Origin of the sequence: Telluria aromaticivorans, assembly GCF_013003915.1 — a bacterium.
Lineage (GTDB): Bacteria > Pseudomonadota > Gammaproteobacteria > Burkholderiales > Burkholderiaceae_D > Telluria > Telluria aromaticivorans.
In genome coordinates, this window is record NZ_JABAIV010000008.1 from 142,010 (window position 1) to 167,277 (window position 25,268).

Here is a 25,268-nt window from a genome sequence, read left to right on the forward strand (position 1 = left end):
CAGCATGAAAATCCATGAGTATCAAGGCAAAGAGATCCTCCGAAAGTTCGGAGTGACCGTTCCGCGCGGCATTCCGTGCATGTCGGTCGAAGAAGCAGTCAAGGCTGCTGAAGAGCTGGGCGGCCCGGTCTGGGTCGTCAAGGCGCAGATCCATGCTGGCGGCCGCGGCAAGGGCGGCGGCGTCAAGGTTGCCAAGTCGCTGGAGCAGGTCAAGGAATACGCAGAACAGATCATGGGCATGCAGCTCATCACGCACCAGACTGGCCCTGAAGGCCAGAAAGTGCGTCGCCTGCTGGTCGAAGAAGGCGCCGACATCAAGAAGGAACTGTACGTCTCAATGGTCACCGACCGCATTTCGCAGCGCGTCGTGCTGATGGCCTCGTCGGAAGGCGGCATGGACATCGAAGAAGTCGCGCACAGCAACCCGGAAAAAATCCACTCGATCGCGATCGACCCGGCCGTCGGCCTGACCGACGCCGAAGCGGATGACATCTCGACCAAGATCGGCGTGCCTGCCGAATCGCTGGCCGACGCCCGCGTGCAGCTGAAGGGCCTGTACAAAGCCTACTGGGAAACCGATTCGTCGCTGGCTGAAATCAACCCGCTGATCCTGACCGGTTCGGGCAAGGTCATCGCCCTCGACGCGAAGTTCAACTTCGACTCGAACGCGCTGTACCGCCAGCCGGAAATCGTCGCCTACCGCGACCTGGACGAAGAAGATCCAGCCGAAGTCGAAGCATCAAAGTTCGACCTCGCCTACATCTCGCTCGACGGCAACATCGGCTGCCTGGTGAACGGCGCCGGCCTGGCGATGGCCACCATGGACACCATCAAGCTGTTCGGCGGCGAGCCGGCCAACTTCCTGGACGTGGGCGGCGGTGCGACGGCTGAGAAAGTCACCGAAGCATTCAAGATCATGCTGAAGAACCCTGGCCTGAAAGCCATCCTGGTCAACATCTTCGGCGGCATTATGCGCTGCGACGTGATCGCCGAAGGCGTGATTACCGCATCGAAGGCTGTGTCGCTGCAGGTGCCGCTGGTCGTCCGCATGAAGGGCACCAACGAAGACCTGGGCAAGAAGATGCTGGCCGACTCCGGCCTGCCGATCATCGCTGCCGATACGATGGAAGATGCAGCCAAGGCCGTCGTCGCCGCTGCAGCTGGTCAAGCCTAATTAAGGAATAAACAAATGTCGATCCTGATCAACAAAGATACTAAAGTCATTACCCAGGGTATCACCGGTAAAACCGGCCAGTTCCATACCCGCATGTGCCGCGACTACGCGAACGGCAAAGCTGCCTTCGTCGCAGGCGTGAACCCGAAGAAGGCCGGCGAAGACTTCGAAGGCATCCCGATCTACGCCAACGTGTCGGAAGCCAAGGCCGCCACCGGCGCCAACGTGTCGGTCATCTACGTGCCGCCTGCAGGCGCAGCCGCTGCCATCTGGGAAGCCGTCGAAGCTGACCTGGATCTGGCAATCTGCATCACCGAAGGCATTCCTGTCCGTGACATGATGGCCCTGAAGGACCGCATGGCCAAAGCCGGCTCGAAGACCCTGCTGCTGGGCCCGAACTGCCCAGGCCTGATCACCCCTGACGAAATCAAGATCGGCATCATGCCGGGCCACATCCACAAGAAGGGCCGCATCGGCGTCGTGTCGCGTTCGGGTACCCTGACCTATGAAGCAGTCGGCCAGCTGACCGCACTGGGCCTGGGCCAGTCGTCGGCAGTCGGTATCGGCGGCGACCCGATCAACGGCCTGAAGCACATCGACGTGATGCGCATGTTCAACGACGATCCTGATACCGACGCGGTCATCATGATCGGCGAAATCGGCGGTCCGGACGAAGGCAATGCTGCCTACTGGATCAAGGACAACATGAAGAAGCCGGTCGTTTGCTTCATCGCCGGTGTCACCGCTCCTCCGGGCAAGCGCATGGGCCACGCCGGCGCGCTGATCTCGGGCGGCGCCGATACCGCGCAAGCCAAGCTGGACATCATGGAAGAGTGCGGCATCAAGGCCACCAAGAACCCGTCGGAAATGGCGCGCCTGCTGAAGGCCATGCTGTAATACTGACGACCTTCAGGGTTGCCAAAAGCGGGGAGCGCAAGCTCTCCGTTTTTTTTTTGCCTGCGATGACGCATGCTGGCACGCCTGGAGGAGGTCACCGTGCCAGATTTGGTCCATGCATGACAAATTGCGTTACGTAAACTGTTCAGGTGACAAAAATTGCTGGCATCACATGACAAATTTTGTCACCAATCAAGCTAAAACTTGCGTTGGCACGCCGTTTTGTTATCTCCGTACTCATAAAATTGACATTTTTAGGGCTGGCACACCGCTTGCATATAAGAAAGCGTGGCAACAAGCAGTAACCCAACAACCCCTGATTCACCACCCTGGAGATACAAAATGAACTTCAAGCAAATGCAAACCAAAAAAGCCCAAGGCGGCTTCACCCTGATCGAACTGATGATCGTCGTCGCCATCATCGGTATCCTGGCTGCTGTTGCAATCCCTGCTTACCAGGATTACATCGCCAAGTCGAAGGCAACCGCTGCTTACGCCGACATCTCGGCTGGCAAGACCGGCTACGAAATGGCTGTCGTCGAAGGCATGCCAGCTGACGCTGACGATGCTGAAGACTACCTGGCGAAAGCTGGCCTGGCTGCAACGACCGGTAACTGCACCACGATCGAAGCGTCGGTTCCAACCGCAGACGGCGGCGAAGCCCTGAAGTGCACCATCGCTAACGCTGGCCGCCTTGCTGAAGACCCAGCGACCGCCCCGACCATCGCACTGAACCGCAGCGCTGCCGGTATCTACACCTGCGTCGTCACCGGTTTCGATGAAGAGAACGAGAGCTACAAGCCAGCTGGTTGCGCCGAAGCCGCCGCTGCCCCTGCTCCAGCACCATAATCGAGTTGCCTGAGTAACCGGCAAGCGATAAAAAAGAGACCGCCCCGGCGGTCTCTTTTTCGTTAACCCGCCCGCATTCCACCAGCGGGCGCACTGCTTACTGCTTCAGGTGCTTGTCCAGCCAGTTGATCACGGTATGGTGCCACTGCAGCGAATTGGCCGGCTTCAGCACCCAGTGGTTCTCGTCCGGGAACACCAGCAGCTGGCTGTCGATGCCCTTGCGCTGTAGCGCGGTAAACGTCGACAGCGCCTGCGCGGTCGGGATGCGGAAATCGAGGTCGCCCTGGATCACCAGCATCGGCGTCTTCCACTTGTTCACGTGGTGGACAGGATTGAAGCGCTCGTGGTTCTGCGGCACCGCGAAATAGGCGCCGCCGTTTTCCCAGTCGGTGAACCACTGTTCCTCGGTCGAATAGGCCATGCCCCGGTTGTCGAACACGCCATCGTGGTTCACCAGGCAGCGGAAGCCATCGTTCCAGTTCCCCGCGATCCAGTTCATCATGTAGCCGCCGTAGGATGCGCCCAGTGCGCAGCTGCGGCCGCGGTCCAGCCACGGGAATTTCTGTACCGCCGCGTCCAGGCCTTTTTGCAGGTCTTCGAGCGGTTTGCCGCCCCAGTCGCCGCTGATCGAATCGGTGAACTTCTGGCCATAGCCGGTCGAGCCGTGGAAGTCGATGAACACGGTGGCATAACCCGCGCCCGCATACACCTGGGGGTTCCAGCGGTAGCTCCAGCCATTACCGAAACTGCCCTGCGGGCCGCCATGGACGAGGAAGGCGACCGGATACTTCTTGCCCGGCTCGGCATTCCACGGTTTCATGACATGCCCGTAGACGGTGTCGCCGTTAGCACCCTTGAAGCTGAACTGCTCGTACTGGCCCCAGCGCACGTCCTTCAGGCGTTCGGTGTTCAGGGTGGTCAGCTGGGTAGGCTGGCTTCCCAGCTTCATCGAGAACAGCTGCGCACCCGAAGCCAGGTTGGCCTGGGTATAGGCGACGGTATCGCCGCGCACGTCGAAGGCGCCGACCGCGCCCTTGTCGGTCAGTGCCGCGACCTTGCCACTGTCCACGTCGATCGAGTACAGGCGGCGCTGGCCCAGGTCTTCGGCGTCGACAATCAAGGCCTTGCCGTCGGCGCGCCACTGCAGGCTGCCGACCGAGCGGTCCCAGTCGACTGCCAGCTTGCGCGTCGAGCCGGTGGCCATGTCCATCAGCATCACCTGGAAGCGGTCGGCCTCGAAGCCGGGCCGCGCCATCGCCAGGTAGGCGAGGGTGCGCCCGTCCGGCGAATACACGCCCTTGGCATCCCATGCCGGATTGTCGGGCGTGAGGTTGCGCGGTGCGGCGCCGCCGGCCGCAGGCACCGTGTACAGGTCGAAATTGGTCGACCACGCTTCGGTCTTGCCGGCCAGGCGTACCGAAAACACGATGGTCTTGCCGTCCGGGCTGAAGCGGAATTCCTCGCGGTCGCCGAAGGGCTTTGAGGGCACGTCGCCATCGAGCGAGCCGGACAGGCTGACCGGCGTGCTGCCAGCCTTGCCGCTGGCGTCGAGCGGCGCCGAGAACAGCACGGCGTTGCGGTGGTCGTTCCAGGTATCCCAATGGCGCACGAACAGGCGGTCGTACAGCTTGCCGCTCGCCTTGTCCTTCGCCTTGGCATCGGCACGCTTCCTGGTGCAGGCGAGCTCAAGGCAGTCGCGGAACACCGACATGCTCATCGCGATGCGTTCGCCGGTGGGCGAGACGCGGAAGCTGTCGACGTCAAGCGGCAGGTCGGTGACCTTGGCCGGCTTGCCACGCGCCTTGCCGCCATCGACCGGCTGGCGCCAGACCTGCGACGAGCCCGAACGGGTCGACAGGAAGTAGATCGCGTCGCCCGAAGGCGACCATTCCGGATCGGTGCTGCTCGATGCGTGGCTGGCCAGGCGCTGCGGCGCCGGCTTCGCGGCGCGCAGGTCGACCATCCAGAGTTCGGTATGGCCGCGGTTCTTGCCCATGTCCGTGCTGCGCACGGTGTACACGACGCGGTTCGCGTCAGGCGACACGGCCGGGCTGCCTACCCGTTCCATGTTCACCAGGTCTTCCACGGTAAAGCCGCGCGGCGCGGCCATCGCGGTGGTGGCAGCCAGGGTAGCTGCCGCGATCGGCACTAATTGCAGCAAATTCGGCAGCAAATTCGGCAAACGAAATTTCATGCTCCATCCTCGTTGTCATGTCGACGCGCGGCAGGGCGCCGCGCGCATAGGCGTGCAATTTACCATGTGACATGTTGAGGAGCGACAGGAGCGCGTCACCCACCACAGGGCGGGCAGCGGAAAGGAAAGCGGAAACCTAGACGATCTTCAGCCGGTCCGCCAGCAAGGCTTCATAGGTCATGTTCTGTAGCAGCGTGTAGTGCACCGGATCAAGGTCGACGAACTGCACCCCGTAGCTGAACACGTCGGCCTTGTCTGGCCCGGCCTTGGACACCGTCGTGTTGCGGATGGCGGCCAGTGTTTCGACCTGCACTTCCTGGTTGCTCGGCGGCGTCACCAGCGTGAATTTCAGCCCGACGACTTCATTATCGGGCGGCAGCGGATGCTGGGAATCGATACGCGCGCCGCTCACCGACACATTTGTCAGGGAACAGTCGATCGGGCGCCCCCCGTTACCCATCGGGGAGACGCGCGCCGGGATAGCAGCCTTGACCCGCATCGCACCGCGCAGGCTGGTGCCCTGGATCGAGGTCGGGAAGGACAGGTGGAGATAGAACAGCGGACGCGCGAACACGCGCTCGACCGAACAGGCGAACGAACAAACATTCACTCCCGAGAACACCCTGACCGTCAGCGGGTCGCCTTCCGTGATGGAAATCGGCACCCCGTTTTCGAGCGGGGTCTTGATGATGATGTACTCGTCCTTGACGTACCCGATCAGGGTCTAAAAAATACTGGACCGGCTTGATCTGCCGATGCGTCATCACCTGCAGGCGCAGACCGACCTGCAGGTTCATTGTCTCGAACTCGAATTCCTGCTGCTTGAGTTCCTGGACTGGGGCGCTGTTCATGGGTGTCGCGGCTGGTTCGCCGTCGGGTGAAATGCAAAAAAGGGCGAATCATAGCAGCTAACAAATACCCCATGCGGGTAATTACGGAAAGTGGAGATTGGCGAGATTTGGGGCTTGCAGGGATGACTACAATGCCGTTCCCATAGCGAACCCGCTTCTTCCCGAGGACCTGCCGTGACTACAGTCAGAATCAAACTTTCGCAAGCCGTCGTCGACACCGAGCAGAAGGCCGAAGCAGCCAATCCTGCATTCAATGACGATTTGGGAAGCCTGGTCGACCTGTTCGCCACCACCAGCCACGCCATCGGACAGAACTACCCGTATTACACGTCCTATAGCTTCCTGGGCAGCACCCTGCGCCTCAACTTCGACGATGGTGCATTCCGTACCTATAACGGCGTCCAGATGGTCAATCCGAATGCGGCCAGCGGCACCGCAACGGCGACCAACAGCGAATTCGTCGCGCCCGGAGCGCTCACCTTCAGCGTCGCCGGCCAGTTGAACTACGACTACGTCATCGGCGCCAACGGGCTGTCGCTGATGCCTTCGCAAACGCAGGCATCGACCCTGAATGCCATCCGTATCGCCACCCATGTCCCGACTTATAGCCCCTACTATGAGCCGACGGTGGGGAACGTGTCGGTCGTATTGAATGGCGCGCTCAGCCTCTCCGGTAACGGGGCGCTGAGGGGCACGCTCAACAAGCTGACGGCGACGTCCGACAAATACATCCTGTCCGGCGTGATCGAGGGACAGTTCAATGTGTCGGGCGATCTCAACAGCATGGGCCAGGGACTGTCGCACGGGGTGGTCGAGGGCATGCTCACGGCCTACCAGACGGCGTACCGGGACGGCAGCTTCTTCAACGTGACCAATACGCAGACCCAGATGCGTTCGACCGACTCGATCATGGCGAACCTGCTGCGCGCTTCGGCCGGCAATGACGACATCGTCGTGGAATTGCCCGCCCGGCTATACGAAGACGTGGTGGTGGACGCCGGCGCCGGCAACGACCTGGTCACGCTGGCGGGCGGCGGCGGTCGCCTGCATGCCAACGGCGGGGCAGGCAACGACCTCGTTTCGCTGCTGGGCGGCAGCCACCGAATCGATGGCGGAATCGGCCTCGACGTCGTGAAGCTCGCCGGGCTGCGGGCCGATGCGACGGTGAAGGCAGGCGCCACCGCACCGGCGTTTACCGTGACCGACAAGTCCGGCGCCACCAACCAGCTCGTCAATGTGGAGCGCATCGTGTTCGCGGACGGCACCCTGGCGCTGGATATCGACGGCAATGCCGGACAAGCCTACCGGCTGTACCAGGCGGCGTTCAACCGCACGCCGGACGGTGGCGGGCTGGGGTACTGGATCGGCACGATGGACAAGGGTTCCAGCCTGGACAGCGTGGCGGCAAACTTCATCAATTCGGCCGAATTCAAGGGCATCTACGGCGTCAACCCGACCAGCCAGCAACTGGTCGCCCGCTTCTACGAAAACATCCTGCACCGCGCGCCGGAAGCGGCGGGGCTCGCCTATTGGAGCGACCTGTTGGAGCGGCGCGCCGCGACGGTGGCCGAGGTGCTGGCGGACATCAGCGAAAGCGGGGAGAACAAGGCCGCGCTGGTGGGGGTGATCGGGAATGGGTTCGGCTTTACGCCGTACGGCGAGGGTTGAAGCACCCGCTGCGGTGGCTCCTGTGGGTGTATTGACGCTGTGACATCATTGCCGTAATCTCAACTGGACCGCCACTCACCACAGGGAAGCAGCATGAACGAAGCACATCGTACCCAGGACGACACGCGCTCCGTGCAGCGCGTCGCTCGACTCGGAGGCCTTCTCTACCTGGTCATCATCGTGATTGGCCTGCTCGGCGAAGCCTTCATCCGGAACAGCCTGATCGTGTCCGGAGACCCAGGCGCCACCGCCCAGCGCATCCTCGAATCGGAATTCCTGTGGCGACTGGGCATCGCCGGCCAGCTGGTCCTGCTGGTCTGCGCCGTCGCCCTGACGGCGATCTGGTACTTCCTCCTGCGGCCAGTCAACCGTTACCTGGCGGTGGCGGTCGTGTGTTTCGGACTGGTGTCGCTGGCCGTCGAAAGCCTCTGCGCACTGCACCTGCAAGCAGCGCTCGATCCGCTCACCAGCACGGCATTGGCGACAGTCGCCAGCGCGGAGCAGCGCCATGGCATGAGTTACCTGGCCGTCCTTGCGCATGCCAAGACCTTCGGGGTCGCCCTGATTTTCTTCGGCGTGCAATGCCTGCTGGTGGGGTATTTAATTCGGAAGTCCGGCTACCTCCCCGCCATCCTTGGCGTCGGGATGCAGGTCGTGGGCGCGTGCTACCTCGTCAACAGCTTTGCCATGTTCCTGTCGCCGGCAGTGCAGGGTGCGCTGTTCCCGGCGATCCTGTTGCCGGCGTTTCTCGGGGAGAGCGCGATGTGCCTCTGGCTGCTGGTGAAAGGCGTGGACATGACAAAGTGGCGTGGAAAGCAGCTGGGATCAGCGGCCACGGTCCTCGCCCGCGAGCGCGCCTGAGCGGATGGAAAATCAGAGTTCGGCTGTCCAGTCCCCGCTCTTTCCCCCGTGCTTCTCCAGCACCCGCACATTGGTCATCACCATCCCGCGGTCGACCGCCTTGCACATGTCATAGATAGTCAGCAGGCCGACCTGCACGCTAGTGAGCGCTTCCATCTCTACCCCGGTCTTGCCGATGGTCTCGACCTGCGCCCGGCAGTGCACGCTGCTGGCCGCCGCATCGATCTCGAAGTCCACCGCCACCCGTGTGATCGGCAGCGGATGGCAGAGCGGCACCAGGTCGCTGGTGCGCTTCGAGGCCATGATCGCCGCGATACGCGCGATGCCGATGACGTCGCCTTTCTTGGCATTGCCCGATTGGATCAGCGCCAGCGTCTCCGCTTTCATGCGGATCGTGCCGGCGGCGACGGCGATACGGTGGGTGTCCTGCTTGGCGCCGACGTCGACCATGTGGGCCTGGCCGGTGGAATCGAAGTGGGTCAGGTGTTCGGAGGGCGGGGTAGGGGAGCTCATTGCAAGAAAAATTAGGTAAGGATTAAAGTGGTTCGCCGGGCAGCAAGGCGGCGGCGGATAAGGTTATGATAGCACTGTGAAATATGCTTCCCGCCCAGCATCGGCGCGCCGCTGGCGCCCTGCATTGACCGCCCTCGCCCTGTGCGCGGCGGCTGCCTGTGCCATTGCCGCTCCCGCCGAGCCCCAGAAAAAGCCCGACAACAGCCTGCCGACGCTCGGCGACGCCGCGCGGCAAGACCTGTCGCCGGTGGTCGAACGCAAGCTGGGCGAGGAAATCATGCGCGACGTCCGGCGCGATCCCGCCTATCTCGACGACGACCCGATCACCGAGTACCTGAACAACCTCGGCAACGCGCTGGTCGTGGCGGTGCCGGGCGCACGCGGCGAGACCAATGCCGATTTCTCGTTCTTTGCCATGCGCGACCCGAACCTGAACGCGTTCGCGCTGCCGGGCGGCTTCATCGGGGCGCATACGGGGCTGATCGTCGCGGCCCAGAACGAATCCGAGCTGGCCGGCGTGATGTCGCACGAGATCGGCCACGTCTCGCAGCGCCATATCGCCCGCATGCTGGGACAGCAGAAGCAGGACGTGCTGCTGCCGCTGGCGGCGATGATCCTCGCGGCGCTGGCCGCCCGCACCAGTTCGGACGCCGCGATGGGCGTGCTGATGGGCGGCCAGGGCCTGGCCGTGCAGCGCCAGCTCAATTTCAGCCGCGATGCCGAGCGCGAAGCGGACCGGGTCGGTTTCCAGATCATGAGTGCGGGCGGCTACGACACCACCGGCATCGTCGGCTTCTTCAAACGCCTGCAGACCGCCACCAAGATGTATGGCGACATTCCCGCCCACATGGCCAGCCTGAGCAGCCACCCGCTGACGGCCGAGCGCATCACCGATATGCAGGCGCGCATCCGCGAGATCCCGAAGAAGCCGCGCGTCGACAACCTCGACTTCCAGCTGGTGCGTGCGCGTGCGCGCGTGCTGCAGGACGAAAGCGTGGGCGGCCGGCGCGACACCAAGAATGCCTTCGAGACCCAGCTCAAGGAAGGGCACCGCCACCTGCAAGCCGGCGCCCAGTATGGCCTCGCGCTGCTGGCGCTGCGCCAGGGGAATACGGTCGAGGCGCAGTCCTGGCTGGACAAGGCGCGCAGCACCGTGAAGCCGAAAGAGGGCGTGTTCTCGACCGAGTCGAATGCCGGCGACGGTGCCACGATGTTCACCGGGCTGGCGCTCGAGATCAAGCTGGCGCCGGGCCAGCCGTCGTCCGTGGTGCAGGGGGCGGTACAGGATGCGGACCTGGCGCGCCAGCGTTATCCGCTGTCGCGCGCGCTGGCACGCCAGTACGGCGAGGCGCTGATCGCGGCCGGCAAGCTGGACGAAGCGACGCGCTACCTGCGCGACCAGACGCAGCTTTATCGCGAAGAGCCGAAGCTGCACGACATGCTGGCCAAGGCCTATGCGAAGCAGGGGAAGATCGCCTTGCAGCACATGGCGCTGGCCGAATCGTATGTGGTGGCCGGCGCGCTGCCGGCGGCGGTGGCGCAGCTGGAGTTGGCGCGCAAGGCGGGGGATGTGTCGTTCTATGACCAGGCCGTGATCGATGCGCGCGAGCGCGAGTTGAAGGCGCGGCAGAAGCTGGAGAAGGAAGAAGAGAAGGAGCGGTGAGGCGAGTCGGGGTGCGCGACTTGGTCGCTGCAGCTTGAATAATCGAACACCGTAGGGTGGGCGGCTCCATCGCACATGGCGATTAGCTGGTAGCTAAATTGCCGCCCACGCGTTCAACCAGTGGATGAATTGTCGTGCGGCTGCTCATCCTTGGGTTGAACGCGTGGGCGGCATCCGAGTTTCAGGCTAAGCCTATTCCCCGGTGGAGCCGCACCACCCTACGAGCCGGTGCTTTGCACATTACGCCCCGGGCAGCTGCACATAACCAAAACGGCGCGGTAATGCCTCGGCCGCCAACCGTTCGACGCGCACGCGCTGTTCGCCTACCGCCAGCACCAGCTCCTCGGTATCATCCTCGAGCCAGGCCATGATCGCCTCGATCGACGCCGGCCGGCCCTCCAGCTCCATCCGTCCCAATACCTGCTCCACGTCGCGGTCGTCCAGCTGGGCGACGATGTCGCCCGCCTGCAGGATCACCGCACCCGCATCGGTCATGAATACCCCATCCACCGCCGGCAGTGCCTGCCCGTCCTGCAGCACGAAGCCCTGCGCCGGATCGGTACGCGCGATGAAGGGCGTGGCTTCCAGGTTCACGTACACGCGCTGCGGGCCGTTCTGGAAATACCAGCGGCCCTTGTCGTCGTGGGCGTAATTGCGGTTGATGAAGCCGATCAGCGCCACGTGCGCCAGCTTGTCGCCGGGCCCGTTGGTACGCTGTGCGGTGTCGTCGCGCATGCGCCAGTTGCCGCGTGCGTCCAGCGCCAGCCACCCGTAGCAGTGCGGTACGTTGGGCCACTTGGCCATTGCCTGTTTTACGATGTCGTCCATAGTCACGAAGCTTCGCATAGTTCGTGCGCCCGGGTCGCGCAGTTCGGGACTACGCCATCGAAGAAATGCAGGATCTTTTGCGGCAGCCAGTCGATGTGGCCCGGGAAGGGGCCGACCGAAAAGCCGACGTGCCCCCCCTCGTCTGGATATTCCAGCGTCACCGCGTTCGATGCGGTGAGGGGCAGGTGCTCGCCCGGCAGGAAGGGATCGTTGCGGGCGTTCAGCACCAGTGTCGGCACCGTGATCTCGTGCAGCACGTGGCGGGCGCTGGCGCGGTGCCAGTAGTCGTCGGTGTCGCGGTAGCCGTGCAGCGGCGCGGTGACGACGTTATCGAAGGCGTAGAGGTCGCGCGCGTTCATCAGGGCGCTGCGGTCGAACAGGCCGGGAAAGCGTTCCAGCTTGGCCAGGCATTTGGGCTTGAGCGTCTGAAGGAACATGCGCGTGTACAGCATGTTGAAGCCGGAGCCCAGCGCCTTGCCGCCCTGCGCAAGGTCGAGTGGGGCGGAGACCGCGCACGCCGCGTCGACGATGCCGGCCGCCTGGCCCGATTCGCCCAGCCAGCGCAGCAGCGCATTCCCGCCCAGGGACACGCCCGCGGCGAACAGCGGGCCGGGGGCACGGGCATGCAGCTTGCGCACGATCCAGTCCACTTCGTCGGCGTCGCCCGAGTGGTAGAAGCGCGGCGTCAGGTTCGGCTCGCCCGAGCAGCCACGGAAGTGGGGCACCGCGCCCGACCAGCCGCGCGCCTGCAATACCGCCATCAGCGAACGCGCGTAATGGCTATCCGACGAACCTTCCAGCCCGTGGAACAGCACCACCAGCGGCTTGCCCGGCTGGCCGTCGACGAAATCGACATCGACGAAATCGCCGTCGCTGCTCGTCCAGCGCTCGCGCCGGTAGGCGACGGGCGGCCTGGCAATGCAGGTCGCCGGATAGATGGTCTGGAGGTGGCCGCCCAGGAGCCACGCGGGCGCACGGTAATGCATGGAAGGGGAGGATGGATACCGGCGCGCTGTTGGAGCGCGCCGGTGAAACACCGATTAGTGGTGCTTCAGTACGGTGCCGGCCGCCAGGCGGTACTGGGTGCCGCAGTACGGGCACTTGGCGTCGCCATGGTGGTCGAAGTCGAGGAAGACGCGCGGGTGCGACGACCACAGCGGCATGGCCGGGTTCGGGCAATGTGCCGGCAAGTCCTTGGCCTCGAGCTCCACCACGGGCATCGTCTTTTGGTTCATCTGGTTTCTCCGTTGAGCGAATTTGGACAAAGACAGGATTCTACCGGATTCACCCTGCATACCGAAATGATCGGTAGAATAACAAACTGACTACAATCGAGCCCGGGCGCAGCTTGGCTACCCGGCGCCGCATCCTTGCACATCTTTTACATGCGTTTCATGCCCCGTCGCTTCACGCCTGTCGCCGCAGCTGCCTGCCATGGCCGTTGCGGGAAGACCACATGAGCCAGGCCGCCCCGCCGGGCCAGCCCCATCCTGCAAGGACGGAAGCGCACGACCCCGCCGCCTGGCGCGAAGGGTTCAAGACCGGCCTGCCTACCCTGTTCGGCATCGCCGCCTGGGGCCTGGTGGTGGGCATCGCGATGGTCAAGAGCGGCTTGAGCCCGGTGCAGGCGGTTGGCATGACCTTGCTGGTGTTCGCCGGCTCCGCCCAACTTGCCTCGCTGCCCCTGATCGCGGCCGCCGCGCCGATCTGGGTCATCTTCGCGACCGCGCTGGTGGTCAACCTGCGCTTCGTCATCTTCTCTGCCCTGCTCGGGCCGCATTTTGCCCACCTGCCCTGGAAGCAGCGCTTCCTGCTTGGCTACGTCTCCGGCGACATGACCGTGGCGATGTTCCTGCAGCGCTATCCGACCGCCGAACGCGTGGCCGGCAAGCTGTCCTATCTCAAAGGGCTGATGTACCCGAACTGGTTCGCCTGGCAGATCGGGTCATTGGTCGGCATCTTCCTGGGCAGCGCGATTCCTTCCGAATGGGGCCTGGGCTTCGCCGGTACGCTGGCCATCCTCTGCATCATGGTCCCGCTGATCATCAATAGCGCCGCCCTGTGCGGCGTGGTGGTGGCGGTCGCCATCTCGGTGCTGGCCTATGGCTTGCCCTATAAACTGGGCCTGCTGCTCGCGGTGGTGGTCGGCATGGTCACGGCGATGGTGGTCGAAGAGACCTTCGCCAAGCGAAAGGCGAAACATGTCTGATTGGGAAATCTGGGCCATCATCGGCGTGCTATGCGTGGCCACCGCTGCTACCCGCAGCTCGTTCTGGCTGATCGGCCACCGCGTGACGATCCCGCCGCGGGTGCAGGAAATGCTGCGCTATGCGCCGGCCTGCGCGCTGGCCGCCATCGTCGGGCCGGATATGCTGGTCGACGCAGAAGGCGCAGCGCAACTGAGCCTGGCCAACCCGAAGCTGCTCGCGGGCCTGGCGGCACTGGCGTTTTACCTATGGCGCCGCAGCATGATCCTGACCATTTTGTTCGGAATGCTCGTCTTCACACTGTTGCGCATTTCGCACGTTTTTGGCGCCCCCGGCTAGCAAACCTCGACAAACCTGCTGCGCGTTGCTGTGCCATTCTGCGATGCTCGCTGTACGGCCGTACAGCTGCGCTTCTCGACCGGCACAGCTGCCGCTCGCGACGGTTTTTCAAGGTCTGCTAATGTACAATGACGTTCTTTCATTATTCCACTGTTGACTAGCCAATGGACGACGTTCTCAGTTTCACCCGCCTGCAAGACCTGATCGATCGCGATGTGCTGAAAAACAAGCGCGTTTTCATCCGCGCCGACCTGAATGTTCCGCAGGATGACGCTGGCAATATCACCGAAGACACCCGCGTGCGCGCTTCCGTGCCGGCCATCCAGGCTGCACTCAAGGCCGGCGCCGCGGTCATGGTCACTTCGCACCTGGGCCGCCCGACGGAAGGCGAGTTCAAGCCGGAAGACAGCCTGGCGCCGGTCGCCGCGCGCCTGTCCGAGCTGCTCGGCCAGCCAGTGGAGCTCAAGCAAAACTGGATCGATGGTGTTGAAGTCGCGCCGGGCCAGGTTGTGCTGCTGGAGAACTGCCGCGTCAACAAGGGTGAAAAGAAGAACGACGACGAGCTGGCCCAGAAGATGGCCAAGCTGTGCGACATCTATGTGAACGATGCCTTCGGCACCGCGCACCGCGCCGAAGCCACCACCCACGGCATCGCAAAATTCGCGCCCGTGGTCGCGGCAGGCCCGCTGCTGGCCGCCGAACTCGATGCGCTGGGCAAGGCCCTTGGCCAGCCGAAGCGTCCGCTGCTGGCCATCGTGGCCGGCTCGAAAGTGTCAAGTAAGCTTTCCATTTTGCAGAGCCTGGCGGGCAAGGTGGACAACCTGATCGTCGGCGGCGGCATTGCCAATACCTTCATGAAGGCCGTCGGCCTGAACATCGGCAAGTCCCTGGTCGAGAACGACCTGGTCGCTGAGGCGAAACAGATCATCGACATGATGAGCGCGCGTGGCGCCTCGGTGCCGATTCCCGTCGACGTCGTCTGCGCGAAAGAATTCTCGCCAACGGCTGCCGCCACCGTCAAGGACGTGGCCGACGTGGCGGACGACGACATGATCCTCGATATCGGTCCGAAGACCGCCGCCATGCTGGCCGAACAGGTGGCCAAGGCCGGCACCATCGTCTGGAACGGACCCGTAGGCGTGTTCGAGTTCGACCAGTTCGCCGAAGGCACCAAGACCCTGGCGCTGGCGATTGCCAGGTCGCAAGGCTTTTCGATCGCCGGCGGCGGCGACACCCTGGCGGCCATTGCCAAGTACGGGATCGGCGACCAGATCGGCTATATCTCGACCGGCGGCGGCGCCTTCCTCGAGTTCCTCGAGGGGAAAACCCTGCCGGCAGTCGACATCCTGCTCCAGCGGAACACGAAATAACGCAAAGTCAATGCGAGCGCAGCCCCGGGGCTGCGCTTCTCTTTTCAGAATCAAGGATTCCAACATGCAACCTGCGCGCCCCCTGTACAACGCCACCAAGATCGTTGCCACCATTGGCCCTGCTTCGACCGATTTCGATATCCTGGTGAAGATGATCCGCGCCGGCGTCGACGTCGTGCGCCTGAACTTCTCGCACGGTAAGGCCCAGGACCACATCGACCGCGCCGCGCTGGTGCGCCGCGCCGCCGCGGAATGCGGCACCGAAGTGGCGATCATGGCTGACATGCAGGGTCCGAAGATCCGCGTCGGTAAGTTTGAAGAAGGCAAGATCTTCCTGAACAATGGCGACCGTTTCATCCTGGACGCCAAGTGGGGCGAAAACGGCGAACTGGGCAACCAGGAACGCGTCGGCCTGGACTACAAGGCGCTGCCGCGCGACGTCAAGCCGGGCGACAAGCTGCTGCTCAACGACGGCCTGATCGTGCTGGTCGTCGACAAGGTCGTCGGCCACGAGATCTGCACCACCGTCAAGGTTGGCGGCGAGCTGTCGAACAACAAGGGCATCAACCGCCAGGGCGGCGGCCTGACCGCGCCGGCGCTGACTGCCAAGGACATGGAAGACATCAAGACCGCGATGAGCTTCCAGGCCGACTACCTGGCCATTTCCTTCCCGAAGAACGCCACCGACATGGAAATGGCGCGCCAGCTGGCGAATATCGCCGGCGAGCCCTACCACCACAAGCCGATGATGATCGCCAAGATCGAGCGCGCCGAAGCCATTCCGGTGCTGCAGGAAATCCTGGACGCATCCGACGGCATCATGGTCGCCCGCGGCGACCTGGCCGTAGAAGTGGGCAACGCGGCCGTGCCGGCGCTGCAAAAGCGCATGATCCGCATGGCGCGCGCCTCGAACAAGCTGGCCATTACCGCGACCCAGATGATGGAGTCGATGATCGTCAACGCCGTGCCGACCCGCGCCGAAGTGTCGGACGTGGCCAACGCCGTGCTGGACGGCACCGACGCCGTCATGACCTCGGCCGAGACCGCATCGGGCAAGTACCCGGTTGAAACGGTCGAGATGATGGCCGCGATCTGCCTTGAAGCGGAACAATCCGAATATAACAAGCTCGACGCCGATTTCCTGAATGTCCAGTTCACCCGCATCGACCAGTCGATCGCTTACGGCACGCTGTTCACCGCCCATCACCTGAAGGTGAAGGCCATCGTCGCCCTGACCGAATCGGGCTCGACCGCGCTGTGGATGAGCCGCCATTCGATCGACACCCCGATCTTTGCCCTGACCCCGTCACAGACGACGCAGCGCAAGGCGTCGCTGTACCGGAACGTGCGAGCATTCCACCTGCTGCAGGAAGGCGGCAGCCATGCCGTGCTGCGCAAGGCCGAGGAAGTGCTGATGCGCGAAGGCATGGTGTGCAAGGGCGACCTGATCGTGGTCACCTGGGGCTCGCCAATGGGTCAGGCCGGTGGCACCAATGCGCTCAAGATCGTGCGCGTGGGCGAGCTGGACGAAAAAGTTTCTTAATTGTTTGGAGTAATCAACCATGGCACTCGTATCGATGCGTCAACTGCTGGACCATGCCGCCGAACATGGCTACGGCCTGCCGGCATTTAACGTCAACAACCTGGAGCAGGTGCAGGCCATCATGGCCGCCGCCGACGCGGTCAACGCGCCGGTGATCATGCAGGCCTCGGCCGGCGCCCGTAAATACGCAGGCGAAGCCTTCCTGCGCCACCTGATCGACGCCGCCGTCGAAGCCTATCCTCACATCCCGGTCGTCATGCACCAGGACCACGGCCAGTCGCCGGCGGTCTGCATGGCCGCGATCCGTTCGGGCTTCACTTCGGTGATGATGGACGGCTCGCTGGAAGCCGACGGCAAGTCGGTCGCTTCGTACGAATACAACGTCGAAGTCTCGCGTGAAGTGGTCAAGTTCGCACACTCGATCGGCGTCACCGTCGAAGCCGAACTGGGCGTGCTCGGTTCGCTGGAAACCATGATGGGCGACAAGGAAGACGGCCACGGCGCCGACGGCGCCATGACCCGCGAACAGCTGCTGACCGACGTGGCCCAGGCTGCCGACTTCGTCGCGAAAACCCAGTGCGACGCCCTGGCGATCGCCATCGGCACCTCGCACGGCGCGTATAAATTCACCCGCAAGCCGACCGGCGACATCCTGGCGATCGACCGCATCAAGGAAATCCACCAGCGGATCCCGAACACCCACCTGGTGATGCACGGTTCGTCGTCGGTGCCGCAAGAGCTGCTGGCGATCATCCGCGAATTCGGCGGCGACATGAAAGAGACCTACGGCGTGCCGGTCGAAGAGATCCAGGAAGGCATCAAGCACGGCGTCCGCAAGATCAACATCGACACCGACATCCGCCTGGCCATGACCGCTGCAATCCGCAAGTACATGTTCCAGAACCCGGGCAAGTTCGACCCGCGCGACTACCTCAAGCCGGCACGCGAAGCCGCGATGGAAGTCTGCAAGGCGCGCTACCTGTCGTTCGGCTGCGAAGGCATGGCTGCGAAGATCAAGCCTATGCCACTGGACAAGATGGCCGAGCGCTACAAGGCGGGCGAGCTGTCGCAGATCGTGCAGTAATCGTTCAGTAGTTGTGTGGCGAGGCTGCGCAGCAGAATTCGCGCAGCCATCCTGGCTACCGTCTTCTGACAACGTCGTCCCGGCGCAGGCCGGGACCCAATTCCGCACCGCAGCCAACAACGTCATCGCAGTCGACACGCAACGAAACTTGGGCACCGGCCTGCGCCGGTGCGACGGTTTTGAGTGTCGAGGGATGTGCAAGTGCACTCAGTACGCGAGCAAAATTGGGCTCCCGCCTGCGCCGGAGGCCGTATCGGCCAGTGGCGGATACGGCAGTTTTCAGGCTAACTGCAAGCTCATACTCATCGGATGTGTCAATTAGCGCACCAGCCCGACGATGATAAGTACGGATGTGGCAACGCACAAATTGACGTAAAATTACGCACTGGCCCAGGCCACCCCCGACCTGACCCACCCAACCGGCGACAAATCCCGGTTCCGTTTCCCTGATACCCCATCTATGAACAGCCTCTACCAATCCTCTATCCAGTCCCTGCCATTGCTCGGTCACGGCAAGGTACGCGACAACTACGCCGTCGGCGACGACAAGATCCTGATCGTCACCACCGACCGCCTGTCGGCCTTCGACGTGGTCATGAACGAGCCGATCCCCGGCAAGGGCATGGTGCTGAACCAGATGAGCGACTTCTGGTTCGGGAAGCTCGGCCACATCGTGCCGAACCACCTGACCGGCGTGGCGCCCGAGAGCGTGGTGGCCCCGGAAGACGTGGAGCAGGTGCGCGGCCGCGCCGTCGTGGCCAAGCGCCTCAAGCCGATCATGGTCGAAGCGGTCGTGCGCGGCTACATCATCGGCTCGGGCTGGAAGGATTACCAGGCAAGCGGCGCCATCTGCGGCATCCAGCTCCCAAGCGGCCTGCGCCAGGCCGACAAGCTGCCGGAGCCGATCTTCACCCCGGCGGCCAAGGCCGACCTGGGCGAGCATGACGAGAACATCTCGTTCGACGACATGGAGCAGCGCATCGGCACCGAACTCGCCGCAAAAATGCGCGACGTGAGCATCAAGCTCTACACCGCCGCCGCGGAATACGCGGCGACCAAGGGCATCATCATCGCCGACACCAAGTTCGAATTCGGCCTGGACGACAATGGGGTCATGCACCTGATGGACGAAGTGCTGACCGCCGACTCGTCGCGCTTCTGGCCGGCCGACTCGTACGCGCCGGGCATGTCGCCGCCTAGTTTCGACAAGCAGTTCGTGCGCGACTACCTCGAGACGCTCACCGACTGGAACAAGACCGCGCCGGCGCCATCGCTGCCCCAGGACGTCATCGACAAGACCCAGGCCAAGTATTTCGAAGCCATCGAACGCCTCACCGGCGAAAAGCTGAAGGCTTGAGATGACTGACCAGGCAAAACCAGTTGTCGGCGTCATCATGGGCTCCTCGTCCGACTGGGACGTGATGCAGCATGCGGTCGCCATCCTGAAGCAGTTCAACGTGCCCTTCGAGGCGCAGGTGATCTCGGCGCATCGCATGCCGGACGAGATGTTCACGTATGCAGACACCGCGCGCGAGCGCGGCCTGCGCGCGATCATTGCCGGGGCAGGGGGCGCCGCCCACCTGCCGGGCATGGTGGCTGCCAAGACCATCGTGCCGGTGCTCGGGGTGCCGGTGCCGTCGAAATACCTGCGCGGCGAAGATTCGCTGCTGTCGATCGTGCAGATGCCGAAAGGCGTGCCGGTGGCAACCTTCGCCATCGGCGAAGCCGGCGCCGCCAACGCGGCCCTGACCGCGGTGGCGATGCTCGCTGCAAACGACGACGCGCTGGCCCAGGCCCTGCTGGCCTTCCGCCTCGAGCAGACCGCTGCCGCCCAGGCCATGGTCCTTCCCGTTTGATTGCCGTATGAGCGACTCGTTTTTACCAACTGCCCAACCGTCGGCCTGGCTCGGCGTAATGGGCGGCGGCCAGCTTGGCCGCATGTTCGCCCACGCTGCCCAGGCGATGGGTTTCAAGGTTGCCGTGCTCGAACCGGGCCAGGATTGCCCGGCGGGGCAGGTCGCCGAACGCCTGATCCCCGGCGCCTACACTGACCAAAGCGCGCTGGCTGAACTGGCCGCGCAGTGCGTGGCCATCACCACCGAATTCGAGAACGTCCCGGCCGGCAGCATGGCCTGGCTGGGCGAGCGCAGCTTCGTTGCCCCAAGCGCAACCTGTGTGTCGATCGCCCAGGACCGCATCGCGGAAAAGCGCTTCTTCGTCGACTGTGCGCCGACCTCCGGCGTGATGCCGGCGCCGCACAAGACCATCGCTTCGCATGCCGACATCGACGCCATCGACGACGATTTGCTGCCGGGGATCCTGAAGACCGTGCGCATGGGGTATGACGGCAAGGGCCAGGTGCGGGTACGCTCGCGCGAGGACGTGCGCGCCGCCTTCGACGCCATGAGCGGCGTCACCTGCCTGTTAGAAAAGATGCTGCCGCTGGCCTACGAAGTGTCGGTCCTGACGGCGCGCGGCGCGGACGGCGCCTCGGTGGTCTACCCGATCGCCGAGAACGTGCACCGCGACGGCATTTTGTTCACCACCACCGTGCCGGGCCCGAACGTGTCCGACGCCTGCGCGAAGCAGGCGCAGGATGCCGCACGCGCCATCGTCGATCAACTGGGCTATGTGGGCGTGCTGTGCATCGAGTTCTTCGTGCTGATTGATGGCACCCTGGTGGTCAACGAGATGGCGCCGCGCCCGCACAACAGCGGCCACTACACCATGGACGCCTGCATCACCAGCCAGTTCGCGCAGCAGGTGCGCGCCATGGCGCGCCTGCCGCTGGGCGAGGTGCGCCAGCATTCGCCCGCCGTGATGCTCAACATCCTGGGCGACGTCTGGTTCGAGGGAAATAGCGACACGCCGCGCGAGCCGGCCTGGGACCGCGTGCTGGCGCTGCCCGGCGCGAACCTGCATTTGTATGGCAAGGACGACCCGCGCCGCGCGCGCAAGATGGGCCATGTCACCTTCGTGGCGCCGACCCTGGCGACCGCGCAGGCCAGTCTGCTCAAAGCCTGCGCCATCCTCGGCATTCCGGCATGAGCATGGACGACCTGGACCACGCCGCTATCGATGCCGCGGCGCGCGCACTGGAGCAGGGTGAACTCGTCGCCTTCCCGACCGAGACCGTGTACGGCCTTGGCGCGGATGCGGAGAACCCGCTAGCTGTCGCCGCCATCTATGCCGCCAAGGGCCGCCCGCAGGACCACCCGGTGATCGTGCACCTGGCGCCGGATGCGCCGCTCGATTACTGGGCCACCGATATTCCGCAGGAAGCGCATGCGCTGGCCGCGGCCTTCTGGCCCGGGCCGCTGACGCTGATCCTCAAGCGCGCCTTGAGCATCCCGGCGGCCGTCAGCGGCGGCCAGGACACGGTCGGCCTGCGCTGCCCCTCGCACCCGGTGGCGATCGCGCTGCTGCGTGCCTTCAAGGCTGGCCGCGGCGGCATCGCCGCGCCCTCGGCCAACAAGTTCGGCGCGGTGAGCCCGACCCTGGCCCAGCACGTGCGCGACGAATTCAGCGCCGACGGCTCGGTGGCGATGGTGCTCGATGGCGGTGCCTCGCAGGTCGGCATCGAGTCGACCATCGTCGATTTGTCGCGCCTGGCCACGCACGGTCCGGTGCTGCTGCGCCCGGGGCATGTGAGCGCCGAAGCGATTGCCGCGGTGATCGACCAGCTGCCGCGCGCGCCCGACGCAGCGGCGCCGCGCGCTTCCGGCACCCTGGAGTCGCATTACGCGCCGCACACGCCGGTGGCAATGCAGGACAGCGACACGCTGCGCCGCACGCTGGCCCAGCTGGACGGGGCAGGGCGCAAGGTCGCGCTGATCCATTATTCCGAGATGCCATCAACCCACGCCGCGCTGCGCCTGCCCGCCACCCCTGCGGGCTTCGCCCATGCGCTGTACGCTGCCCTGCGCGCGATGGACGGCCATGGCGCCGATGTCATCCTGGTCGAGGCGCCACCGCAAGGCGGCGACTGGAATGGCGTCAACGACCGCCTGCGCCGCGCCGCCCACGGCTCGACCGGCATCGTGCACGGACTCCTCAACCAAGGCCCCGTCGCCTGAGCAGCTCATCAGGTAGAGCGCCTGTCTGCACGGGCGTTCTGCCTATCCGTCCGCTCAAAAACAACTTCTTCCCAGCAACTTTTCGGGGCTATAATCGCCTCCCCGATGCGCTCGCCATTTGTCGTTAGGAACTGACGAATAGGCAACAATTTATATACAAGCAAGTTGATCGCTGGCATATTATTGATGATACGAATAGTACGGCCGTTCGTTTCAAAAAAAAACTTCCCTATCAGGAGACACAATGCGTCAAACCAAACTCGCGCTCGCACTGTTGACGGCGGCCGTACTGGCTGCTTGCGGCGGAACCAGTCCAAGCGGCGGCGACCAGACCCAGAAACTCACGTTCACCCAGCAGGTGTCGTTCGGCGACAGCCTGTCGGACGTGGGCACCTATGCCGTGGGCGCGGTCAAGACCGCCGGCGGCGGCAAGTTCACCATCAACGGTGACGGCACGGCAAAGAATCCTGAACTGACCGGCAAGATCTGGGTCGACTACCTGGCAGCGGAACTCAAATTGCCTGCGCCTTGCGCGGCCCAGACCGGCCTGATCGGCAACGCCGCACAAGGCTTCTCGGTCCCTGTGGTCCAGAACCTGACCTGCTTCAACTACGCCCAGGGCGGCTCGCGCGTGACCAACCCGGTCGGTCCTGGCCATCCTGGTACCGGTTCGCCGATCGGCGAGACCACCGTGCCGCTCGTCACCCAGGTCGCCAACCACCTGTCCCGTAACGGCAACAAATTCAGTGGCACCGAGCTGGTCACCCTGCTGTCCGGCGGTAACGACGTGCTGATGCAACTGGGCGGCCTGTCGGCCAGCGCCACCGCCGCCGGCAATGCCGCCGGCGCGCAGGCCTTCGCCACCTCGCTGACCATGCAACTGGCAGCCGGCGCGACCAATCCGCAGGCCGCTGCACAGGCAATCGGCACCGCCATCGCCACCGAGAACGCCCGTCCGGGCAAGACCGACCAGACCGTTGTTGCCGCTGCCGTGATGGCCGCCGCAACCCAGCCGGGCAATGCCGCGGTCGGCCAGGTCACCGTGTACGGCCCGATGGTCGCCAAGGCGCAGGCTGACGCGACCGCTGCCGGCACCAAGGCAGGCAACGACTACGCTGCCGCCAACGGTCCGAAGCTGGTTGCCGAACTGGGCACCGCCGGCGCGCAGATGGCTGCACTGGTAAAGAACGAGATCGTTGCCAAGGGCGCGAAGTACGTCGTGGTGGCCAACCTGCCGGACGTCGCCAGCACCCCGGCCTCGAAGTCGCAATCGGCCGACATCCAGGCGCTGACTGCCGCCATGGTCAATGCCTTCAACACCCAGCTGAAGAACGGCCTGGGCAGCGACGACCGCATCCTCTACGTCGACCTCTACGCCATCAGCAACGACCAGGTGAAGAACCCGGCGCCTTACGGCCTGACCAATACGACCGCCCCGGCTTGCGGCCGCAACGCACTGGGCACCACCTCGCTGGTCTGCACCAATGCCAACACCGTGGCGGGCGATGTCAGCCGCTACATGTTCGCCGACGACATCCACCCGACCCCGTTCGAGAACAACCTGATCGCGCGCTACGTCCTCAAGGAAATGGCCGTCAAGGGCTGGCTGTAAGCGGCTGGCGCTACAGATCGGTGGGCCCGCCCGGGGAGGGCGGGCTCCTAAAAAAACATCGGAGAAAAAATGAAAATGCGTTTCAATAGCCTCGTCAAGGTGCTGGGTGTGGCTGCCGCGCTGGCCTGCGCCTCGACGGCATCGGCCCAGTCGGCCGGCCAGTTCACCGCCAAGTTCGGCTTTAACCAGATCACCCCGAAGGTCAAGAGCGGCGACATCAGCGCCCCGGCCCTGCCGGGCACCAAGGCCGACGTCGGCAGCGACATCCAGCCGGTGCTGAGCTTCGCCTATGGCCTCACCGACAACATCTCGCTCGAAACCTGCCTGGGCACGCCGTACAAGCACAAGATCTACGGAGCCGGTGCGATTGCCGGCACCGGCCAGCTGGGTTCGGTCGAAGTGCTGCCGCCGACCCTGTTCGCGCAGTACCACTTCTTCGCACCGACCGCGACCTTCCGTCCCTTCGTGGGCATCGGCGCCACCTACGCCTACTTCATGAAAGAGCGTGGCTCGGCCAGGATGACCGCGACCACCAACCCGGGCAGCGGCGTGCCGACCACCTTCAGCATCGACAACAAGTTGACCTACACCTTGCAGGCCGGCGTGTCGATGAATATTAGCGAGAAGTGGTTCGCGGACATCAACGTCAACAAGGGCCGCCTGCGCACGGACGTGAACTTCTCGACCGGCCAGAAGCAGCACATGGAGCTCGATCCGGTGGCGGTGATGCTGGCGGTGGGTTACAAGTTCTAAGGAGCGTTTCGCTTCACTCGAAGGCCCGCCGCGTGCGGGCCTTTTTCATGTCTTCGGCTTTCGGGCAACTGGCCGACCAGGATCAGCGACACCGGCTTGCCCGTCTGCGGATGCACCGGCTCGCGCATCTCGCGCACCTGCAGGCCGTGGCGTTCGAACAGCGCGATCCAGCTCGACAGCGTGCGGAAATACCAGGGCGGGGCATCCTGGAAGTCGCTGCTGAAGCCGGCCCAGCTGCCCGTGCGCCAGCCATCGACATAAGGGGCGTCGCCGCAGGCCATGAGCGGATGCACGGTCTGCACGACCATGATGCCGCCCGGGCGCAGGTAGGAGGGGGCTGCCCCGAACAGGCCGTCGACCGCCTCGTTCCCGATCAGCGAGAAATTGCAGACGGCGAGGTCGGCCGCCAGCGCGAGCTTGCCCCCGGCGATGTCTTCGTACGACAGGCAGCGGAAGTCGCCGTCCGCAATCGTGCCGCGGGCCGCGTCGACCAGGCCGCCGATCGCGTCGACGCCGACCATGCGCACCTCGGGCAGGGCGCGTACCAGCCAGCCCTCGCCGCAGCCGAGATCCACGGCGGACTGCGGCGCATAGGCGCGCACCGTGTCGACGATCGCCGCATTGGTGACCAGCACCCGGGTTTCGATGTCGCCGTTGCGTATGGCGGCGACCCAGGGATCGGTATTGCGCGACCAGGAGTCGATGATGCTGGCGTCGGTGTGGGTGGACATGGAAGTTCTGGCCTCAATGGTTGTAGGGGGCGATCCGGCTGCCATCGCGACTATA

At 64.1% G+C, this 25,268-nt stretch carries 25 protein-coding genes; 18 read left to right on the top strand and 7 right to left on the bottom strand.

Features of this window, described 5'->3' with window-relative positions; genetic code table 11:
- Positions 1–4 precede the first annotated feature (4 nt).
- From sucC to HGB41_RS23620, 3 genes are all read left to right on the top strand, one after another.
- Complete coding sequence (sucC, locus tag HGB41_RS19605; RefSeq protein WP_171087598.1) at positions 5–1,174, top strand: ADP-forming succinate--CoA ligase subunit beta; 1,170 nt, start codon at positions 5–7, stop codon at positions 1,172–1,174.
- 15 nt (positions 1,175–1,189) lie between these two features.
- Entirely contained in the window at positions 1,190–2,071 is an 882-nt protein-coding gene (gene sucD / locus HGB41_RS19610) for a succinate--CoA ligase subunit alpha (RefSeq protein ID WP_171087601.1), read from the top strand.
- A gap of 342 nt (positions 2,072–2,413) precedes the next feature.
- A complete protein-coding gene (locus tag HGB41_RS23620; protein ID WP_212761034.1) occupies positions 2,414–2,920 on the top strand; it encodes a pilin in 507 nt (168 codons plus the stop codon).
- Positions 2,921–3,017: 97 nt separating this feature from the next.
- On the opposite strand, the gene HGB41_RS19620 is transcribed toward HGB41_RS23620, so the two are convergent.
- A complete protein-coding gene (locus tag HGB41_RS19620; RefSeq protein ID WP_171087603.1) occupies positions 3,018–5,114 on the bottom strand; it encodes a S9 family peptidase in 2,097 nt (698 codons plus the stop codon).
- A 136-nt stretch (positions 5,115–5,250) separates the two neighbouring features.
- Positions 5,251–5,778 (bottom strand): flagellar brake protein, encoded by a 528-nt coding sequence (locus tag HGB41_RS19625; protein WP_371868556.1) that lies wholly within the window; start codon positions 5,776–5,778, stop codon positions 5,251–5,253.
- A 91-nt stretch (positions 5,779–5,869) separates the two neighbouring features.
- Here HGB41_RS19625 and HGB41_RS23770 point away from each other — a divergent pair, with 91 nt between their 5' ends.
- The 3 genes from HGB41_RS23770 to HGB41_RS19635 all read left to right on the top strand — a co-directional run bounded on the left by HGB41_RS23770 (position 5,870) and on the right by HGB41_RS19635 (position 8,494).
- Entirely contained in the window at positions 5,870–5,995 is a 126-nt protein-coding gene (locus HGB41_RS23770) for a hypothetical protein (RefSeq protein WP_267874212.1), read from the top strand.
- Positions 5,996–6,139: 144 nt separating this feature from the next.
- Complete coding sequence (locus tag HGB41_RS23990; protein WP_212761035.1) at positions 6,140–7,633, top strand: DUF4214 domain-containing protein; 1,494 nt, start codon at positions 6,140–6,142, stop codon at positions 7,631–7,633.
- Positions 7,634–7,726: 93 nt separating this feature from the next.
- Positions 7,727–8,494 carry a DUF4386 domain-containing protein gene (locus HGB41_RS19635; protein ID WP_171087605.1) on the top strand — a complete coding sequence of 256 codons (768 nt, stop codon included), beginning with the start codon at positions 7,727–7,729 and terminating at the stop codon, positions 8,492–8,494.
- Positions 8,495–8,506: 12 nt separating this feature from the next.
- Here HGB41_RS19635 and moaC read toward each other — a convergent pair whose 3' ends face one another.
- On the bottom strand, positions 8,507–9,007 hold the full coding sequence (moaC, locus tag HGB41_RS19640; RefSeq protein WP_171087607.1) for a cyclic pyranopterin monophosphate synthase MoaC: 501 nt from the start codon (positions 9,005–9,007) through the stop codon (positions 8,507–8,509).
- A 76-nt stretch (positions 9,008–9,083) separates the two neighbouring features.
- Between moaC and HGB41_RS19645 the strand changes: the two genes are divergently transcribed.
- Positions 9,084–10,670, top strand: a complete 1,587-nt coding sequence (locus HGB41_RS19645) for a M48 family metalloprotease (protein WP_371868557.1) — start codon at positions 9,084–9,086, stop codon at positions 10,668–10,670.
- A 240-nt stretch (positions 10,671–10,910) separates the two neighbouring features.
- On the opposite strand, the gene HGB41_RS19650 is transcribed toward HGB41_RS19645, so the two are convergent.
- From HGB41_RS19650 to HGB41_RS19660, 3 genes are read right to left on the bottom strand one after another with little or no spacing between them, the layout of a single operon-like run.
- Complete coding sequence (locus HGB41_RS19650) at positions 10,911–11,498, bottom strand: DUF2946 family protein (RefSeq protein WP_171087610.1); 588 nt, start codon at positions 11,496–11,498, stop codon at positions 10,911–10,913.
- A 2-nt stretch (positions 11,499–11,500) separates the two neighbouring features.
- Entirely contained in the window at positions 11,501–12,484 is a 984-nt protein-coding gene (locus HGB41_RS19655; protein ID WP_171087612.1) for a YheT family hydrolase, read from the bottom strand.
- Positions 12,485–12,538: 54 nt separating this feature from the next.
- Positions 12,539–12,733, bottom strand: a complete 195-nt coding sequence (locus HGB41_RS19660; protein ID WP_171087614.1) for a zinc-finger domain-containing protein — start codon at positions 12,731–12,733, stop codon at positions 12,539–12,541.
- 221 nt (positions 12,734–12,954) lie between these two features.
- Between HGB41_RS19660 and HGB41_RS19665 the strand changes: the two genes are divergently transcribed.
- The 11 genes from HGB41_RS19665 (at position 12,955) to HGB41_RS19715 (ending at position 24,482) form a co-directional block, all read left to right on the top strand.
- Positions 12,955–13,707, top strand: a complete 753-nt coding sequence (locus HGB41_RS19665) for an AzlC family ABC transporter permease (protein ID WP_171087616.1) — start codon at positions 12,955–12,957, stop codon at positions 13,705–13,707.
- Positions 13,700–14,044: an AzlD domain-containing protein gene (locus HGB41_RS19670; RefSeq protein ID WP_171087619.1), complete on the top strand. Its 345-nt coding sequence runs from the start codon at positions 13,700–13,702 to the stop codon at positions 14,042–14,044. The genes HGB41_RS19665 and HGB41_RS19670 overlap by 8 nt, the downstream gene beginning before the upstream one ends.
- A gap of 164 nt (positions 14,045–14,208) precedes the next feature.
- Complete coding sequence (locus HGB41_RS19675; RefSeq protein WP_229423123.1) at positions 14,209–15,414, top strand: phosphoglycerate kinase; 1,206 nt, start codon at positions 14,209–14,211, stop codon at positions 15,412–15,414.
- Positions 15,415–15,496: 82 nt separating this feature from the next.
- On the top strand, positions 15,497–16,957 hold the full coding sequence (gene pyk, locus HGB41_RS19680) for a pyruvate kinase (RefSeq protein WP_171087755.1): 1,461 nt from the start codon (positions 15,497–15,499) through the stop codon (positions 16,955–16,957).
- 19 nt (positions 16,958–16,976) lie between these two features.
- A complete protein-coding gene (gene fba, locus HGB41_RS19685) occupies positions 16,977–18,041 on the top strand; it encodes a class II fructose-bisphosphate aldolase (RefSeq protein ID WP_171087621.1) in 1,065 nt (354 codons plus the stop codon).
- A gap of 460 nt (positions 18,042–18,501) precedes the next feature.
- Positions 18,502–19,398 carry a phosphoribosylaminoimidazolesuccinocarboxamide synthase gene (locus tag HGB41_RS19690; protein ID WP_171087623.1) on the top strand — a complete coding sequence of 299 codons (897 nt, stop codon included), beginning with the start codon at positions 18,502–18,504 and terminating at the stop codon, positions 19,396–19,398.
- A 1-nt stretch (position 19,399) separates the two neighbouring features.
- Positions 19,400–19,897 (top strand): 5-(carboxyamino)imidazole ribonucleotide mutase, encoded by a 498-nt coding sequence (gene purE, locus HGB41_RS19695; RefSeq protein WP_171087625.1) that lies wholly within the window; start codon positions 19,400–19,402, stop codon positions 19,895–19,897.
- A 7-nt stretch (positions 19,898–19,904) separates the two neighbouring features.
- Positions 19,905–21,089: a 5-(carboxyamino)imidazole ribonucleotide synthase gene (locus HGB41_RS19700; RefSeq protein ID WP_171087627.1), complete on the top strand. Its 1,185-nt coding sequence runs from the start codon at positions 19,905–19,907 to the stop codon at positions 21,087–21,089.
- On the top strand, positions 21,086–22,117 hold the full coding sequence (locus tag HGB41_RS19705; RefSeq protein WP_171087629.1) for an L-threonylcarbamoyladenylate synthase: 1,032 nt from the start codon (positions 21,086–21,088) through the stop codon (positions 22,115–22,117). The genes HGB41_RS19700 and HGB41_RS19705 overlap by 4 nt, the downstream gene beginning before the upstream one ends.
- A 244-nt stretch (positions 22,118–22,361) precedes the next feature.
- A complete protein-coding gene (locus tag HGB41_RS19710; protein WP_171087632.1) occupies positions 22,362–23,729 on the top strand; it encodes an SGNH/GDSL hydrolase family protein in 1,368 nt (455 codons plus the stop codon).
- A gap of 69 nt (positions 23,730–23,798) precedes the next feature.
- Positions 23,799–24,482, top strand: a complete 684-nt coding sequence (locus tag HGB41_RS19715) for an OmpW/AlkL family protein (RefSeq protein WP_171087634.1) — start codon at positions 23,799–23,801, stop codon at positions 24,480–24,482.
- Here the strand turns inward: HGB41_RS19715 and HGB41_RS19720 are convergent.
- Complete coding sequence (locus HGB41_RS19720; RefSeq protein WP_171087635.1) at positions 24,479–25,213, bottom strand: class I SAM-dependent methyltransferase; 735 nt, start codon at positions 25,211–25,213, stop codon at positions 24,479–24,481. The genes HGB41_RS19715 and HGB41_RS19720 overlap by 4 nt on opposite strands.
- Positions 25,214–25,268 lie beyond the last annotated feature (55 nt).

Excerpts from the sequence above, each read along its gene's own strand:
- sucC (WP_171087598.1), top strand. The coding sequence starts at position 5 with ATGAAAATCCATGAGTATCAAGGCAAAGAGATCCTCCGAAAGTTCGGA.
- sucD (WP_171087601.1), top strand. The coding sequence starts at position 1,190 with ATGTCGATCCTGATCAACAAAGATACTAAAGTCATTACCCAGGGTATC.
- HGB41_RS23620 (WP_212761034.1), top strand. The coding sequence starts at position 2,414 with ATGAACTTCAAGCAAATGCAAACCAAAAAAGCCCAAGGCGGCTTCACC.
- HGB41_RS19620 (WP_171087603.1), bottom strand. The coding sequence starts at position 5,114 with ATGAAATTTCGTTTGCCGAATTTGCTGCCGAATTTGCTGCAATTAGTG.
- HGB41_RS23770 (WP_267874212.1), top strand. The coding sequence starts at position 5,870 with ATGCGTCATCACCTGCAGGCGCAGACCGACCTGCAGGTTCATTGTCTC.
- HGB41_RS19635 (WP_171087605.1), top strand. The coding sequence starts at position 7,727 with ATGAACGAAGCACATCGTACCCAGGACGACACGCGCTCCGTGCAGCGC.
- moaC (WP_171087607.1), bottom strand. The coding sequence starts at position 9,007 with ATGAGCTCCCCTACCCCGCCCTCCGAACACCTGACCCACTTCGATTCC.
- HGB41_RS19650 (WP_171087610.1), bottom strand. The coding sequence starts at position 11,498 with ATGGACGACATCGTAAAACAGGCAATGGCCAAGTGGCCCAACGTACCG.
- HGB41_RS19655 (WP_171087612.1), bottom strand. The coding sequence starts at position 12,484 with ATGCATTACCGTGCGCCCGCGTGGCTCCTGGGCGGCCACCTCCAGACC.
- HGB41_RS19660 (WP_171087614.1), bottom strand. The coding sequence starts at position 12,733 with ATGAACCAAAAGACGATGCCCGTGGTGGAGCTCGAGGCCAAGGACTTG.
- HGB41_RS19665 (WP_171087616.1), top strand. The coding sequence starts at position 12,955 with ATGAGCCAGGCCGCCCCGCCGGGCCAGCCCCATCCTGCAAGGACGGAA.
- HGB41_RS19670 (WP_171087619.1), top strand. The coding sequence starts at position 13,700 with ATGTCTGATTGGGAAATCTGGGCCATCATCGGCGTGCTATGCGTGGCC.
- HGB41_RS19675 (WP_229423123.1), top strand. The coding sequence starts at position 14,209 with ATGGACGACGTTCTCAGTTTCACCCGCCTGCAAGACCTGATCGATCGC.
- fba (WP_171087621.1), top strand. The coding sequence starts at position 16,977 with ATGGCACTCGTATCGATGCGTCAACTGCTGGACCATGCCGCCGAACAT.
- HGB41_RS19690 (WP_171087623.1), top strand. The coding sequence starts at position 18,502 with ATGAACAGCCTCTACCAATCCTCTATCCAGTCCCTGCCATTGCTCGGT.
- purE (WP_171087625.1), top strand. The coding sequence starts at position 19,400 with ATGACTGACCAGGCAAAACCAGTTGTCGGCGTCATCATGGGCTCCTCG.
- HGB41_RS19700 (WP_171087627.1), top strand. The coding sequence starts at position 19,905 with ATGAGCGACTCGTTTTTACCAACTGCCCAACCGTCGGCCTGGCTCGGC.
- HGB41_RS19705 (WP_171087629.1), top strand. The coding sequence starts at position 21,086 with ATGAGCATGGACGACCTGGACCACGCCGCTATCGATGCCGCGGCGCGC.
- HGB41_RS19710 (WP_171087632.1), top strand. The coding sequence starts at position 22,362 with ATGCGTCAAACCAAACTCGCGCTCGCACTGTTGACGGCGGCCGTACTG.
- HGB41_RS19715 (WP_171087634.1), top strand. The coding sequence starts at position 23,799 with ATGAAAATGCGTTTCAATAGCCTCGTCAAGGTGCTGGGTGTGGCTGCC.
- HGB41_RS19720 (WP_171087635.1), bottom strand. The coding sequence starts at position 25,213 with ATGTCCACCCACACCGACGCCAGCATCATCGACTCCTGGTCGCGCAAT.